The sequence below is a fragment of the Kribbella sp. CWNU-51 genome (assembly GCF_054073265.1).
This window is the reverse complement of the sequence record NZ_JBSXMZ010000014.1, coordinates 167,230-182,325: the sequence shown is the minus strand read 5'-3', so window position 1 is coordinate 182,325 and position 15,096 is coordinate 167,230. Positions and strand designations below refer to the sequence as shown.

Below are 15,096 nucleotides of genomic sequence, written 5' to 3'. Positions count from 1 at the left end.
CGCCCCTTCGGATCAGCCGAGGACGGGCAACTGGGCCACGGCGCCCGCCCGGCCACGGGCGACCTTCACGTCGACCGAGCCACCGAGCAGCTTGGCGCGCTCCCTGGCCCGGGCGACGGCCGCCTTCAGGTCCGCGCTCTTGTCCACCAGCCCGTTCACGCGGATCTCGAGGGCGTCGGTCTCGAATCTCACCCCGACCTCGATCGGGGCGTCGGCATGGTCGGCGAGCGCGGTGATCAGGTGCTCGACGATCCGGTACGCCGACAGCTCGACCGTTGCCGGCAGCACTCGGGGGTCTCCCGTCACGGTCAGCCGCGAGTGTGTGGTGCGAAGCCGGGCGAGCAGCGTGTCGAGATGAGCGACGGTCGGTACGGGCGCCAGCGCAACGTCATCGCCGCGCAGCAGACCGACGATCTCACGCATATCGTCCAGGGTCTGCCGGCTGCGCGACTCGATGGACTCGAGCACGACCTTCGCCTCGGCGGGCGGGAGGCTGTCGGCGGACTCAGCAGCCGTCGTCAGCTGACTGAGCCGCTCTTGCAGCAACCCATCGAGCTGCTGGGACAGCCGCGCCCGGTCGTCCGCGACGTCGAGCGCGGCACGCTCGTCGCGCAACTGACGCAGCTCCGCTTCACGAATCTCGAGCTCCCGGTTCAAAGCGGTTCGGTGCCGGGCGGCCAGGCCGACGCCGAAGACAACCAGCAGAACCGGTAGAGCCAGCAGTATGGCGCTCGGACCGGTGGTGGCGTCCACGACCAACACGAGCACGGTCAGCAAGGCACCGAGTGCGCCGACGATCCACGCCGTCGTGCGCTCGGACCCGAGTGCCCCGAGGAACGCCAGTACGAAGGCCAGCGGGAGACCGGCGCCGCAGCGGGTCACCCAGCCGAAGACGACGTCGTGCAGCGCCATTACCACGACGGCGGTGGTGGTGACGGCGATGATGTTGCGCCGCCACCAGAGCACCGGAATCGTGGCGCCCAGGAACACCACGATCATCCAGGGCGACCGAGAACTCGTCAGGTGAACCATCGACCCCTCCGCGATGGCTGCACGGACCTGGTCGCCGGTCATCCGGACGTCCTCCCACATCAGGAGGACGCCGAGCGCGGTGAGGCCTCCCGCCAGGACCCAGTCCCGGACCTTGATGCCGCGGAAGACCTCATCCATCGCAAACTCCTACTCGCAGCAGACCCGCTCAGGCGGCCGAACGCTCGGTGACCGGCGCGACGCCCGCAGACTGCCTGGTGACCCGATTCTGCACGAAGAGGCCGATGCCGTAGAAGAGCGCGGTGAGCGGAAGCGCCACCGCCAGACCGCCCGCGATGGTGTCGATCGACGCGTCCCTGGCGAGCATGACGAGCTGCGTGACGACGATGCCGACGAGGCCGAGCGCCTGGTTCCGCCAGGAGCCGGCGAACCGGGCGACGGCGTACGCCAGGGCGAACGCCAGCGGGAGCTCGACGCCGCAGCGAGTGATCCAGCCGAACGCGAGCACGTGGGCGAGAGTGGCGACCGCGGTGACTGCGACGACCGCGAGGATATTGCGCCGACGCCACAGGATCGGCAGCGTGACGAGCAGGAAGGCCGGCACCATCAGCCACGAGGTCGACGACAAGGGGTGCGGCAGGCCGTCCGAGCTCGACGCCGTGACGTTCTCGAGCATGATGAACACACCGGCGGCGGTCATGAGGCCGGCCAGGACATAGTCGAGCGGCCGGATTCCCCTGAAGATTCCGTTCATTGGTCTTCCCTTCGTTCCGGGCCACCCTGATTGACCCTGATGCCGCGACGGTAGGTCCCGGCATCCGTCGTCCACGTCTGGCGCGAGGACGATTGTCAGGCGCCGCTGTCCTCCGCAGGGATGACCCACGCACCGCAGGGATGACCCGCCCGAACGGTCGGGCACAATCTCGGTGTGCCCGAAAAGATCCGCGTGCTCGTCGCCGACGACCAGACCCTGGTTCGCACCGGCTTCCGGGTGATCCTGGAGGCCGAGGGCGACATCGAGGTGGTGGCAGAGGCCGACACCGGAACCGAGGCGATCCGGCAGGCCCAACTGGTCGAGCCCGACGTGATCCTGATGGACATCCGGATGCCCGGACTCGACGGCCTGTCGGCCACCGAGGAGATCCGGCGGCACCCGAACGCGCCGACGATCATCGTCCTCACCACGTTCGACCAGAACGAGTACATCTACCGGGCGTTGCGGGCCGGCGCGGCCGGCTTCCTGCTCAAGGACTCCCCGTCGACGCGGCTGATCGCGGCTGTGCGCGCCGCGGCCACCGGCGACTCGCTGATCGAGCCGGCGATCACCCAGCGGCTGGTCGAGCGCTTCGTCGAGCCGGTCCAGCCGCAAGAGCTGCCCCCGGAGCTGGCCGCGCTGACCGACCGCGAGCTCGACGTACTGCGGCTCATCGCCCGCGGGCTGTCGAACGCGGAGATCGCGGCCGAGCTGGTGGTGGCCGAGACGACCGTGAAGACCCACGTCGCCCGGGTCCTGACCAAGCTTGGCGTCCGCGATCGCGTCCAGGCGGTGGTGGTCGCGTACGAGACCGGGTTCGTCACCCGGCGCTGATCGTTCGAGGAGAAAACCTTCCGATCAGGCCCTGGAGGCGTTACTTTGTCACCGGTCGGTTGACCGGCGTACACCTGTGTCTCATGCGGCGGTAGAGCGCACAGCGTCGGATGGCCGCGTCCGTCCACGCTGGGGAGGCTGTCGTGTCGCTCTTCCGTCCACTCGCCACCACGCTCGGCATCGGCGGTCTGCTCGCCGGCGCCGCGCTGAACCCGGCGTTCGCGCAGCCTGTGCCCGGCCCGCAGCCGGTCGAGGCGCAGCGGCCTTCGTCGTCGAGCTCGGACATCTCCGACCTCGCGATCGCCCCGGCCGGCGAAGGGCTGGTGACCAGCCGGCAGGACAGCCCGGTCGCGCCCGGCGTCAACTACACCGCCTTCGAGCGCCTCGACGCCCGCGGCTGGTTGCGCGGCGACATTCTCGCCACCGACCTGGACAAGCACGGCGTCACCGTCGACTACGTCAACACCGGCAAGGTCTCCGGCGGTACGCCGCTGAGCCAACAGCTGGCCCGCAAGGGCGCGATCGCCGGGGTCAACGGCGACTTCTTCGACATCAACGACACCACCGCGCCGCTCGGCGTCGGGGTCGAGCGGTCCGGCCGGCTGATCAACGCCCCGGCCGCCGGCCACAACGACACCGCGGTGATCGGCAAGGACGGACTCGGCACGATCGCCCAGCTCTTCCTGCAAGGTACGGCGACCGACGACGACGCGAGCAAGCTCGAGTTGACCAACCTCAATTCGCCGGCCGTCTCTGAAGGCGGCATCGGCCTCTACACCCCGGAGTGGGGCGACGCGGCCCGGACCAGGACCGTGGACGGCCTGCCGACCGTCCGCGAGGTGATCCTTCGCGACGGTGTGGTCGTCTCGTCGGCCACCACTCCGGGCACCACCCCGCTGGCCGCGAACGAGCAGGCGCTGATCGGCCGCGAGGCCGGCGCCGACGCGCTGACCGCGTTCGAGGTGGGCGACAAGGTCGACGTGCAATACGGCCTGCGCCCCGACGCGGCGGATGTCGCGGTCGGCATCAGCGGCAACACCCAGCTCGCGAAGGACGGCAAGGTTCCCGACGACGTGCCGGACGCCGACCTCGCGCCGCGGACCGCGATCGGGTTCGACGCCGACGGCAGCCGGATGATCCTGCTCACCGTCGATGGCCGGGCGACCGGCTCTCGCGGCCTGTCGCTGAAGGAGATGGGTCAGCTGATGATCGGCCTCGGGGCCGACGACGCGCTCAACCTGGACGGCGGCGGCTCGTCGACGATGCTGGCCCGGACGCCCGGCAAGGCGGCGCCGCAGGTCGTGAACGACCCGTCCGACGGTGGCGAGCGGCTGATCCCGAACGGCCTCGGCCTGCTGCCGGTGAAGGGTTCCGGCAAGCTGAAGGGCTTCCGCGTCGAGGCGGTGGGCACCGCGGCCGAGGAGCCGGACACCGACATCTCCCGCAGCTCCCGCGTCCTCACCGGCCTCAGCCGGGTCCTCACCGCCACCGGTCACGACGAGACGTACGCGCCGGCGACGGGTACGCCGTACTGGTTCGGTGGGAGCAATGTCCGGGTCGACCAGCATGGTGTGGTGGTCGGTCGGAAGGCAGGCGACGCGGTGATCACGGCAGCCCGCGGTACGGCGAACGGAAGGTTCCCGATGACAGTGCTCGGTCCGCCGACCCGCTTGGCGCCGTCGACCCGGCAGGTGTCGTTGTCCGACGCAACGGCCAAGGGCTTCTTCGAGGTTGACGGGTACGACGCCGACGGCTTCTCGACCTGGATCGAACCGCGCGACGTCAAGCTGACCTACGACCCCGCGGTCGTGAATGTGGTTGCGCGCGGCAACGGGTTTGACGTGAATGCCCTGAGCAACGAAGCGGTCTCGACCGTGATCACCGCAACGGTCGGCAACCTGTCGACGCAGCTCAGTGTCACGGCGGGGCTGGCCAGTACGGTCGTGGACGAGGTCGACGACCTGAGCAAGTGGGCGGCGAACGCCGTACCGGTCGGGGCGGCGACGGCGTCGCGGTCGGCGGCCGAGGGTCATGACGGTGGCCAGGCGATCGCGCTCGACTACTCACTCACGGGCAGTACGGCGACGCGGGCGGCGTACCTCTCGCAGACTCCGCAGCAGACGCTGCCGGGGCAGCCGCAGAAGCTCGGCGCATGGGTGTACGGCGACGGCAAGGGCGCGTGGCTGCGGGCGAACGCGTACGACGCCGCCGGCGGCACCGCCCAGACGCTCAACCTCGCGGCCGCGGTCGACTGGACCGGCTGGAAGTACGTCGAGGCCGACATCCCGCCCGGGCTGACGATGCCGCTGCGGTTCTGGCGGATCTATGTGGTGGAGACCGTGCCGACCCGGCAGTACTCGGGCCGGATCATCATCGACGACCTGACCGTGCGCAGCGCGCCGCCCGTGACGATGGAGCCGCCCGCGAAGGTGATCGACCCGATGGTGGTGACCGACGGGACGGCGACCGGCGGCGGCCGGTGGCGGTTCGCGGTGATGTCGGACGCGCAGTTCACCTCCGACGACCCGAACTCGGACTACGTCAAGCAAGCCCGGCGGACGATCCGCGAGGCGCTCGCGCAGAACCCGGACTTCCTGGTCATCAACGGCGACTTCGTCGACCGCGCGTTCGGGCCGGACATCGCGCTGGCCAAGCAGATCATCGACGAGGAGGTCGCCGGCAAGGTGCCGGTGCACTACGTGCCGGGCAACCACGAGACCTACGGGCCGGGTGACCTGTCCGAGTGGACCAAGGTGTTCGGGTCGCCGACCAGCACGTTCGATCACAAGGGCACGCGGTTCATCCTGCGCGACTCGTCGCTGGGATCGCTCCGGGCGGGCGGGTTCGACCAGATCCTCGACCTGCGCAAGCAGCTGGACGACGCGGCGACGAACAAGACGATCCGCAACGTGGTGGTGATGGCGCATCACCCGATCGACGATCCGTCGCCGACGCAGAACTCGCAGCTCGGCGACCGCAAGGAAGCCGCCATGATCGTCCAGTGGCTGGCCGGGTTCCGGGCCTCGACCGGCAAGGGTGCGGCGTACATGGCGGCGCATGCCGGGACGTTCGCGGCCACCCGGACGGACGGCGTCCTGCTGCCGCTGACCGGCAACTCGGGTAAGAGCCCGGCCGCTGCTCCGGACGCCGGCGGCTTCACCGGCTGGGCCCTGGTCGGGATCGACCCCAAGGCGACCGCGGCCCCGGCCGGCGAGCGCAAGTGGTCGGCACCCGAGCGGTCCTGGTTCCAGGTCGAGCTACGGCCGCACGTGGACTCGCTCGAGCTCACCGCTCCGGCGTCCCTCCAGCGCGGTCAGACGGCAGCCGCCTCGGCGACCGTCGTCCAGGACAACCGCCGGGTCCCGGTGGCGTTCCCGGTCTCCTCGGACTGGTGGGGCTCGCAGCAGCTCCACATCGGCCCGGCCGGGACCGCGCCGTTCTGGGCGGTCGCGTCGTACGACCCGGCGACCGGTCAGCTGACCGCACTCCGTCCCGGCACCGCCCAGCTCGGCGTCACCGTCAACGGAGTCTCCAAGACCACCACCATCAAGGTCGATTGGTAGCGTTCTGCGGCGTGACTGACGTGGTGGTGCCGCAGCGGCTGCGGAGTGGTGATCGGGTTGCTGTGGTGGCGCCGTCCGGACGGGTGGATGCGCAACGGCTCGACATCGGGGTCGAGCACCTGAAGGGGTGGGGGCTCGAGGTCGAGGTGATGCCTTCGGTGCTGGCAGGGCACGAGCGGTTGAGCTACCTCGCGGCGGAGGACAAGGCCCGGGCCGAGGACTTGCGGACCGCCTGGCTGGACTCCCGCTTCACCGCGGTGTTCTGTGCGCGGGGTGGGTACGGCGTGCAGCGGATGCTCGAGTACGTCGACTTCGACGAGTTGGCGGCGGTGCCGAAGTGGTTCATCGGATTCAGCGACATCAGCGCACTGCACGAGCCGCTGAACGCCCGGGGCCTGGTCACGATCCACGGACCGATGGCCGCCGGAGTGGAGCAGTTGGGTGTTCCGGAGGGACGGGAGCGGCTGCGTGCGTTGCTGTTCGAGCCGGAGAGTGTGACTGACCTGCTCGCGCCTGTTGGAGCCCGCACGGTGGTCGATGGCGTGGCCGAAGGGCGGCTGCGGGGCGGCAATCTGGCGTTGCTGGCGTCGAGCCTCGGTACGCCGACCTACGCGGCGCCGGCGGGTGTCGTCGTCCTGGAGGACGTCAACGAGGAGGGGTATCGGGTGGACCGGTTGCTCACCCAGTTGCTGCGGTCCGGGTGGTTCGACGAGGTCACCGGTGTGGTGCTCGGGGACTTCAGTGAAGCGGCCGATCCGATCGACGACGTGGTCCACGAGCGGCTCGAGCCACTCGGCGTACCGATCGTGGAGGGTGCGGCGATCGGGCATGAGGCGTTGAACCTCGCCGTACCGCTCGGACTGCCCGTGCGGCTGGACGCGACCGCGGGGACACTCACCCCAAGTGGTCTCGCAGGAAGGTGAAGGCCTGCGGGTAGGCGTCCAGCCGGTTCTTCAGCTTGGCGAGGCCGTGGCCCTCATCCGGGTAGACCAGGAGCTTGCACGGTACGTCGCGCTTGGTCAGCGCCTCGGTGATCTGCTCAGCCTCCGATAGCGGCACCCGTGGGTCGTTGGCGCCGTGGATGACGAACAGCGGCGCCCGGATGTCGTCGACCCGGCTCAGTGGGCTCGCGGACTCCAGGAAGTCCCGGTCGGTCGCGAGATAGCCGTACTCGCGCTCCCGCATGGCCCGGCGGTAGTCCGAGGTGTTCTCCAGAAAGGTCACCAGTGAGGCGATCCCGACGATGTCCACACCGGCCGCCCACAGGTCCGGCTGGAACGCGACCCCGGCCAGCACCATGTAGCCGCCGTACGAACCACCCCACAACGCGGCGTGCTGCGGGTCGGCGCCGATCGTCGGGAGCCAGCTGTGGATCGCGGCCAGGTCCTTCACCGAGTCGAGCCGCAGCTCCCGATCGTCGAGGGAGTACCAGCGCTTGCCGTATCCCGCCGAGCCGCGGACATTCGGTACGACGACCGTGTGGCCGTCGGCGGCGAGCGACGAGATGATCGGGCTCCACAGGCGCATCGCCGCGCCCTCCGGACCACCGTGCACGTGGACCACGGTGGAACCCAGGTCCGGACCGGTCGGCCGGAACACGAACACCGGCACCTGCTCCCCGTCGAACGACGGCACCCGCAGGCTCTCCGGGTGCTCGAGCTCGGCCGGAGGCTCCGCCTGACCCGGCGACCGCAGCTCCACGACCTCGCCGGTCGACGGGGTGTACCGGAACACCGTGGGCGGCGTGACCGGTGAGTTGTAGGTGATCGCCGCGAACGAGCCGTCCGCGGACCAGAGCGGATCCGGCGTCGCCATCGTCAACGCGGCGCAGCCGCCCGAGGGCAGGTCCAGTGGCGCGGTCGCCGAGCCGTCCAGCCGGTGCAGCGCCAGCGAAACCTCGCCGTCCTCCAGTACGCCGACCAACAGGTGCTCGCCGTCAGGTGAGACCCAGCCGGCCAGGTCGCGGGCGTCATCCACGAGTACGTCGCTCCACACAGCGTCGGCCAGGTCATAGCGGCGTACCGCCATCCGGTCCCGGTCTGCGTTGCTCGATACCAGGAACGCGCTGGAGTCCGGCAGCCACGAGACCGCCGTCTGGTCGTTGTGGGCGTCGGCCGGGGTCAGCTCGGTGACGGCCTGCGTGGCCGTGTCGACCAGCAGCAGCTGCATGGAGTTCGCCGGTGCGCTGGCCAGGGACAGCACGACCCATTGGTCATCCGGAGAAGGGCTGACCGCCATCACCCAGCCACCGCCGTCGTACAGGGCCTTCTCCGTACCGGTCGACAGGTCGCGGCCGACCAGGTCGAAGTCGACGCCGTTGCGCCGGTTCGTGGTGAACAGGATCCGGTCGGGCTTGGCGTCCACCAGATGGTGGTTGTACGCCGGGTCGTGGACGAGTGGCGTGAGTGTAGGCAGGCCGGGGTCGTCGAGGTCGAGTATCGACAGCTGGCCACGTTCGTCGCCGCCGCTGTCGTGCTCGACGACCACCTGCCGGCTGCCGGGCACGAACCGCGCCCTGCGGCAGGTGTCGCCGAGGTCAGTGAGCGCTCGCCACGTCCCGTCGGGAGCGATCTCGTTGACCTGGCGGACGCCGGTGCCGTCGTAGAGGACGAGCAGGCGTCCCTCGTCGTTCACGTCGAGTGCCATCGTGGACGTCAGCGAGAACAGCGTTGTCAGCACCGTCCCATCCTCACATGGGTGGCGGTCACCGGGGGCAGCCCCTGCGGTCTGCCCCCGGCGCCGCGTCAGCGCTCGCCGTGCCAGGAATGCCAGAGCGCCGCGTACGGGCCCTGGGCATCGACCAGTTCGTCGTGTCCGCCCAGCTCGACGATCCGGCCGTCCTCCACGACCGCGATCACGTCCGCGTCGTGGGCGGTGTGCAACCGGTGCGCGATCGCCACCACGGTCCGGCCGGCCAGCACGCCGGCCAACGACCGCTCCAGGTGCCGGGCGGCCCGCGGGTCCATCAACGAGGTCGCCTCGTCCAGGACCAGCGTGTGCGGGTCGGCCAGCACCAGCCGGGCCAGGGCGACCTGCTGTGCCTGAGCCGGAGTCAGCGAGATCCCACCGGATCCCACCTCGGTGTCCAGCCCGTCGTCGAACCCGGCGACCCATCCGTCGGCGTCGACCGAGCGCAGCGCGGCCCACAGGTCGGCATCGGTGGACTCCGGCCGGGCCAACCGCAGGTTGTCCCGGACACTGCCCACGAACACGTGGTGCTCCTGGTTGACCAGAGCAACGTGACTCCGGACCTGCTCGGCCGACATCTGGTCCAGGGCGGCGCCACCCAAGGTGATGTCACCGAGCCGTGGCGAGTAGATGCCTGCCAGCAACCGGCCCAGCGTCGATTTCCCTGCTCCAGAAGGGCCTACGAGCGCAACCCGCGCGCCCGGCTGCACAGTCAGCGTCACACCGTGCAGCACGTCCCGGCCCTCCAGATAGCCGAACCGCACGTCGTCGGCCAGCACAGTCCGGCCCTCCGGCTCGGCGTCTCCCTCGGCGGCGGCCGCTTCGATCTCACGGACCCCGACCAGCCGGGCCAGTGACACCTGCGCCACCTGGAGTTCGTCGTACCAGCGGATCATCATGTTGACCGGCTCGACCAGCATCTGGACGTACAGCGCACCAGTGGTGAGTGCGCCGACGGTGAGCCAGCCCTGGATGGCGAACCCGCCACCGATGACCAGTACGGCGGCCAGCGCGACCGTGTGGGTCATGTTGATCACCGGGAACAGGATCATCCGCAGGTAGAGCGTGTACCGCTCCCAGGCGACCCACTGACCGATGCGGGTGTCGCCCAGCTTGATCCGGCGGTCGCCGAGCCGGTGCGACTCCACGGTCCGGCCGGCGTCGACGGTCTCGGCCAGCCCCGAGGCCACCGCGGCGTACCCGGCGGCTTCCGACCGGTACCCCGATGGCGCGCGGCGGAAGTACCAGCGGCCACCGATGATCAGGATGGGCGCCGCGATCACCACGGCCACCGCCAACACGGGCGCGGTCACGATCAGCGCGCCGATCAGCAGCGACCCCCAGATCACCGCGATGGTCAGCTGCGGCACTGCGTCCCGCATCGCGTGCGAGAGCCGGTCGATGTCGGTGGTGATCCGGGACAGCAGGTCGCCGGTGCCGGCCCGCTCCAGGACACCAGGCGGCAGCCCGACCGCGCGGACCAGGAAGTCCTCACGCAGGTCGGCGAGCATCTCCTCGCCGAGCACCGCGCCGCGCAGCCGGGTGAGCCGGACGAACACCGTCTGCACCAGCAGGGCGATGACGAACCCGAGCACCACGGACGGCAGCTGAACATCGGTGCTGCCCTGCGACAGCTTCTCCACCACGTTGCCGAGCAGCCAGGGCCCGACCATCCCGCTCAGCGCCGCCACCGCGTTCACCAGTGTCAGCCAGCCGAACGCGCGGCGGTGCCGGCGGAACAGTGTCTTCAGGTAGGCGCGCACGGTCGCGCTGCCCGCCACCGGCAGCCGGGCCGCTTCCTGCGGCGCCGCCGGGTCGTACAGAGGGCTCCTGGACGAGCGAAGCGAGTTCAGAATCCGGCTCCTCACGCCAACTCCTCGAAGGTTGGTTCGTCTTCACGGGTCACAACCGCGCGGTAGCGCGGGTTGGTGAGCACCAGCTCGTGGTGGGTGCCGACCGCGTCGACACGGCCCTCCGGAACGAAGACCACTCGCTCCGCGCGGTCCAGCATCAGCGGGCTGGAGGTAAACACCACAGTGGTCCGGCCGGCGCGCAGCAGCCGCAGGCCGTCGGCGATCCGGGCCTCGGTGTGCGCGTCCACCGCACTGGTCGGCTCGTCCAGCACCAGCACCGGCGGGTCGACGTACAGCGAGCGGGCCAGAGCGACCCGCTGCCGCTGCCCACCGGACAGGGACCGTCCACGCTCGGTCAGCAGGGCCTTCATCGCGTCCGACTCACCGGCCGGCAGCGTCTGCCGCAGTACGTCGAGAATGTCCGTGCACTGCGCTGCGTCGAGCGCAATCTCCGGAGAGACCGCGCCACTCGCCGGCACGTCGAACAGCTCGCGCACCGTCCCCGACAGCAGCACCGGGTCCTTGTCCTGCACGAGTACGACGGTCCGCGCGGACTCCAACGGGAGGTCGTCCAGCGCGACCCCGTCGAGCAGCACAGAGGCCTCGCCGTCCTCGGCCGTCGGGCTGTGACCACCCAGACGGTCCGCCAGCCGGCCGCCCGCGTCCGGGTCGCCACAGACGACCGCGGTGAAGCTGCCGGTCGGGACGTGCAGACCGGACACCGGGTCGAGCAGGTCACCGTCGGGCAGCTGGGCCTCGCCAGTGCCCTTGGTCTCGTCGGTCCGCTGCAGCGACAGCACGCGCGCGGCCCGGCGGGCCGACACCTTCGAGAAGATGAACGCGCTCGCTGTCTCCTCGAACGTGTGCAGCGGCACCAGCATGAAGGTGACGAACCCGTACGTCGTGACGAGCTCGCCGACCGAGATCTGTCCGGACATCACCAGCCGGACGCCCAGCCACACGACGACCACCAGGAAGATCCCGAACAGCAGCACCTGGAGAGCCGCGATCAGCGACCACATCCGGGCACTGCGGACCGCACTGGCCCGGTAGTCCTGCGATGCGGTGCGGTAGCGGTCCAGGAACAGCTGCTCACCACCGATACCCCGCAGCACACGCAGACCGGCGACGGTGTCGGCGGCCAGCTCGGTGGCCCGGCCGCCCTTGGCCCGCTGCGCGTCCGCACGACGCTCGGCCGGACCCATCAGCGGCACGATCGAGAACGCCAGCACCGGTACGGCGACGGCGACCACGAGACCGAGCGACGGTTCGTAGAACAGCAGACCGATCACGACGGCGAAGCAGGTCAGCAGAGCGGCCGCGAACCGGCCGAGCACCTCGACGAACCAGCCGATCTTCTCGACGTCGCCGCTACTCACGGCGACCACCTCGCCGGCGGCGATCCGGCGGGTCAGCAGCGAGCCCAGCTCCGCGGCCTTGCGGAACAGCAGTTGCTGCAGGCGCGACGCCGTACTGATCCAGTTGGTCACCACGGCGCGGTGGAAGAACGAGTCGGCACCGGCCTTGGCCGCGCCGAACGCGAGCAGCAGCACGCCGGCCAGGATCAGCTTCGGCCAGGACAGGTCGATCACCGCCTGGACGGCGAGACCGACGGCGACCGGAGCGGCGGCGATTCCGCCGAAATACAGGAGTCCCCAGAACACTGCGAGGGCCTGCCCGCGCAGTTGCTGGTGCTCCAGCCAGAGAATGAGTCGGAGACCCGACCGGGTGTCCGGCACACCCGGGTCGGCGAATGGAATGAGGCGCAGGGACATGACGTCTCGCAAGAGGCGTAGAAGGGTTGAGAAAGAGGCACCTGACCAGGCGTATGGATCAAGCCTAGGCGGGCCCGCCGACAGTCCGCCAACCCTTTTCACCAGTGGTCGGACGCCGGGGGAATCGTTTCCGGCGGCGGTAGTAAAGTCTTCAACAGATGATCGGAGGGAGCCGGGTGGCGGAGCTGACGCGAGGGCGGCGGCTGTTGATTCTCGGCATCTGTTGCTCCAGCCTGTTCATCGTCGGGCTGGACTCCACCATCGTGAACCTGGCGCTGCCGTCCATCCGGGTCGAGCTGGGCGCGTCGGTGACCGAGCTGCAGTGGACCATCGACGCCTACACGCTGGTGATCGCCTGCCTGCTGTTGGTGTCCGGTTCGACCGCGGACCGGGTCGGACGGCGGCGGACGTTCCAGGCCGGGCTGGTGATCTTCGGGATCGGGTCGCTGCTGTGCGGATTCGCGCCGACCGTCGACCTGCTGATCGTGTTCCGGATGGTGCAGGCGGTCGGCGGATCGATGCTGAACCCGGTCGCGATGTCGATCATCACCAACACGTTCACCAACCCGCGTGAGCGCGCTCAGGCGATCGGGGTCTGGGGCGGCGTGGTCGGGCTGAGCCTGGCGGTCGGCCCGTTGGTCGGTGGTGCCCTCGTCGACGCGGCGGGCTGGCGGTACATCTTCTGGATCAACGTGCCGGTCACAGTGGCCGCCGTACTGATGACTGCGTTCTTCGTGCCCGAGTCGAGGGCGGCGGTGCCGCGGCCGATCGATCCGGTCGGGCAGGTGCTCGTCGTCGTGGTGCTCGGCAGCCTGGTGTACGGGATCATCGAGGGGCAGTCGGCCGGGTGGGGCTCGGCGCTGATCATCGGGTGCTTCGTCCTCTGCGTGGCGGCGTTGGTGTCGCTGGTCTTGTACGAGCGTCGCCGGGAGGAACCGCTGCTCGAGCCGCGGTTCTTCCGGAGCGCGCCGTTCTCGGGCGCGACGCTGATCGCGGTCTGCGGGTTCTCGGCGTTGTCCGGGTTCCTGTTCCTGAACTCGCTGTATCTGCAGTCGGTGCGCGGGTTCTCCGCGTTGCACGCCGGCTTGCTGACGCTGCCGATGGCGGCGATGACGGTGGTGTTCGCGCCGCTGTCCGGCTGGCTGGTCGGACATCGAGGACCGCGGCTGCCGCTGGTCGTTGCCGGGATCGGGCTCACGGTCTCCGGGCTGCTGCTGTCGCGGCTCGACCTCACCACCTCGACCGTCGTGCTGCTGGCCGGCTATCTGATCTTCGGCCTCGGTTTCGGGATGCTGAACGCGCCGATCACGAACGCCGCGGTCTCCGGGATGCCGCTCTCCCAGGCCGGCGTCGCGGCCGCGATCGCCTCCACGAGTCGCCAGGTCGGCGCGTCCCTCGGCGTCGCGATCGCCGGCACGGTCCTGACCGCTCGGCTGGTCGGCCCGCTCGAGACCGGCTTCGTCGATGCCGCTGTGCTGTGCTGGTACATCATCGCGGGCTGCGGCTTCCTGGTCCTCGTGCTCGGACTGATCACGACCGGCAAGTGGGCCCGTCGTACGGCGGAAGCTGTTGCGGAGGACCTCGTCAGGGCTCGATGAGTCCGGCGCGGCCGAGGGCTTTGAGCCGGCCGCGGAGGATCTTCTGCCGGCGCTCCTCGTCGGGGAACAGCTCGACGTACGCCGTTCCTTCGGCGGCGAGCAGGTCGTCGTCGAGGCGTCGTACCGTGCCGGCGGGGAAGCGGTGGGTCATCGCTACCTGCACCGCGGCGCTGTCGATGCCGGTGAGGAGGTCGGTCAGTTGCTCCTCGGTGGCGACGCCGAGCCGGCCGAGGATGCCGAGCATCCAGGCGTAGTGGTTCGTCTTGGCGTGCGGCGCGTCCGGGTAGCGACGGGTCAGGTACGACGTCAGGGTCGCCGTGGTGAGGTCACGCGGGGTCTTGTCCGGCTCGGCGGCCGCGAGTTCGCGGTAGAGCCGGTCGATCTCGGTGAACTCGTTGTCGACCAGTTCCATCAACGCCGCCGCCAGCAGGAACCGCCGGTCGAACTCCGCCTTGCGCTCCGCCGGGATGTCCAGCTTGTACCGGATGTCGTGCTCGAACTCGGCCCACGCGTGCTGAACCGCGGTCCGGACCTGGATCTCCATGGTCAGGTTCTTCAGTACGGCGTACTCCGGCAGCTCCCGGCGATGCGCGTTCAGCCGGACCAGGTAGTGCTTGCTCGCGTACCCGAACACCCCCTGCGCGCGGGTGTGCGCGCCCATGTCGGTGTGCTCGACGATCTCGAACTCGGCCTCGATCACCTCGCACACCCGGTCCACGGCCTCGACCAGGAACGTGATCACCCGGGCCGCCACCAGGTCGGTGATCTGGTTCAGCGGGTCGTCGTACTTCGGCCTGGTCGGGTCGTCGGGATGCGGTTTGGCCGCCTTCGCCAGGAACGACTCCGGATCCTTCGCGCGGGCGGTCGCGCTCAGGTAGTTGATGCCTTCCTCTTCGCCGATCAGCTCGTCGATCAGGGCCTCGAGTTTGCGCGCACCACCGACGTACTGCTGATGCACGCGCTCGTACAACGCGCCCGCCTGACCAGCCCACTCCATGGCCGCACCCTAGTGTGCCGACAGCTGACGCGCTCTCTGGACGC

10 protein-coding genes are annotated in these 15,096 nt (G+C 69.9%); 4 read left to right on the top strand and 6 right to left on the bottom strand.

Features of this window, described 5'->3' with window-relative positions; genetic code table 11:
* Window positions 1–12: 12 nt before the first annotated feature.
* Both ACXC9Q_RS19095 and ACXC9Q_RS19090 read right to left on the bottom strand, forming a co-directional pair.
* The gene (locus ACXC9Q_RS19095; RefSeq protein ID WP_457057927.1) at window positions 13–1,170 is read right to left on the bottom strand and encodes a sensor histidine kinase; all 1,158 of its coding nucleotides are present in this window, start codon (window positions 1,168–1,170) and stop codon (window positions 13–15) included.
* Window positions 1,171–1,198: 28 nt separating this feature from the next.
* Window positions 1,199–1,744 (bottom strand): hypothetical protein, encoded by a 546-nt coding sequence (locus ACXC9Q_RS19090; RefSeq protein ID WP_457057926.1) that lies wholly within the window; start codon window positions 1,742–1,744, stop codon window positions 1,199–1,201.
* Window positions 1,745–1,918: 174 nt separating this feature from the next.
* Between ACXC9Q_RS19090 and ACXC9Q_RS19085 the strand changes: the two genes are divergently transcribed.
* The 3 genes from ACXC9Q_RS19085 (at window position 1,919) to ACXC9Q_RS19075 (ending at window position 7,064) form a co-directional block, all read left to right on the top strand.
* Window positions 1,919–2,578, top strand: a complete 660-nt coding sequence (locus ACXC9Q_RS19085; RefSeq protein ID WP_457057925.1) for a response regulator — start codon at window positions 1,919–1,921, stop codon at window positions 2,576–2,578.
* Between the two features lie 143 nt (window positions 2,579–2,721).
* Window positions 2,722–6,141: a phosphodiester glycosidase family protein gene (locus ACXC9Q_RS19080; protein WP_457057924.1), complete on the top strand. Its 3,420-nt coding sequence runs from the start codon at window positions 2,722–2,724 to the stop codon at window positions 6,139–6,141.
* 11 nt (window positions 6,142–6,152) lie between these two features.
* Window positions 6,153–7,064, top strand: a complete 912-nt coding sequence (locus ACXC9Q_RS19075; protein ID WP_457057923.1) for a S66 peptidase family protein — start codon at window positions 6,153–6,155, stop codon at window positions 7,062–7,064.
* Here the strand turns inward: ACXC9Q_RS19075 and ACXC9Q_RS19070 are convergent.
* The 3 genes from ACXC9Q_RS19070 to ACXC9Q_RS19060 form a co-directional block, all read right to left on the bottom strand.
* Window positions 7,036–8,820 carry an alpha/beta fold hydrolase gene (locus tag ACXC9Q_RS19070; protein WP_457057922.1) on the bottom strand — a complete coding sequence of 595 codons (1,785 nt, stop codon included), beginning with the start codon at window positions 8,818–8,820 and terminating at the stop codon, window positions 7,036–7,038. The genes ACXC9Q_RS19075 and ACXC9Q_RS19070 overlap by 29 nt on opposite strands.
* 65 nt (window positions 8,821–8,885) lie before the next feature.
* The gene (locus tag ACXC9Q_RS19065; RefSeq protein WP_457057921.1) at window positions 8,886–10,697 is read right to left on the bottom strand and encodes an ABC transporter ATP-binding protein; all 1,812 of its coding nucleotides are present in this window, start codon (window positions 10,695–10,697) and stop codon (window positions 8,886–8,888) included.
* On the bottom strand, window positions 10,694–12,457 hold the full coding sequence (locus ACXC9Q_RS19060) for an ABC transporter transmembrane domain-containing protein (protein ID WP_457057920.1): 1,764 nt from the start codon (window positions 12,455–12,457) through the stop codon (window positions 10,694–10,696). Before ACXC9Q_RS19060 ends, ACXC9Q_RS19065 begins: the two co-directional genes overlap by 4 nt.
* A 158-nt stretch (window positions 12,458–12,615) precedes the next feature.
* Between ACXC9Q_RS19060 and ACXC9Q_RS19055 the strand changes: the two genes are divergently transcribed.
* Complete coding sequence (locus ACXC9Q_RS19055) at window positions 12,616–14,055, top strand: MFS transporter (protein WP_457057919.1); 1,440 nt, start codon at window positions 12,616–12,618, stop codon at window positions 14,053–14,055.
* On the opposite strand, the gene ACXC9Q_RS19050 is transcribed toward ACXC9Q_RS19055, so the two are convergent.
* Window positions 14,042–15,052, bottom strand: a complete 1,011-nt coding sequence (locus tag ACXC9Q_RS19050) for a GTP pyrophosphokinase (protein WP_457057918.1) — start codon at window positions 15,050–15,052, stop codon at window positions 14,042–14,044. The two genes, ACXC9Q_RS19055 and ACXC9Q_RS19050, sit on opposite strands and share 14 nt — an antisense overlap.
* Window positions 15,053–15,096 lie beyond the last annotated feature (44 nt).

Bases quoted from the DNA above. Each gene is read 5' to 3' on its own strand.
- ACXC9Q_RS19095 (WP_457057927.1), bottom strand. From the start codon at position 1,170: ATGGATGAGGTCTTCCGCGGCATCAAGGTCCGGGACTGGGTCCTGGCG.
- ACXC9Q_RS19090 (WP_457057926.1), bottom strand. From the start codon at position 1,744: ATGAACGGAATCTTCAGGGGAATCCGGCCGCTCGACTATGTCCTGGCC.
- ACXC9Q_RS19060 (WP_457057920.1), bottom strand. From the start codon at position 12,457: ATGTCCCTGCGCCTCATTCCATTCGCCGACCCGGGTGTGCCGGACACC.
- ACXC9Q_RS19055 (WP_457057919.1), top strand. From the start codon at position 12,616: ATGATCGGAGGGAGCCGGGTGGCGGAGCTGACGCGAGGGCGGCGGCTG.
- ACXC9Q_RS19050 (WP_457057918.1), bottom strand. From the start codon at position 15,052: ATGGAGTGGGCTGGTCAGGCGGGCGCGTTGTACGAGCGCGTGCATCAG.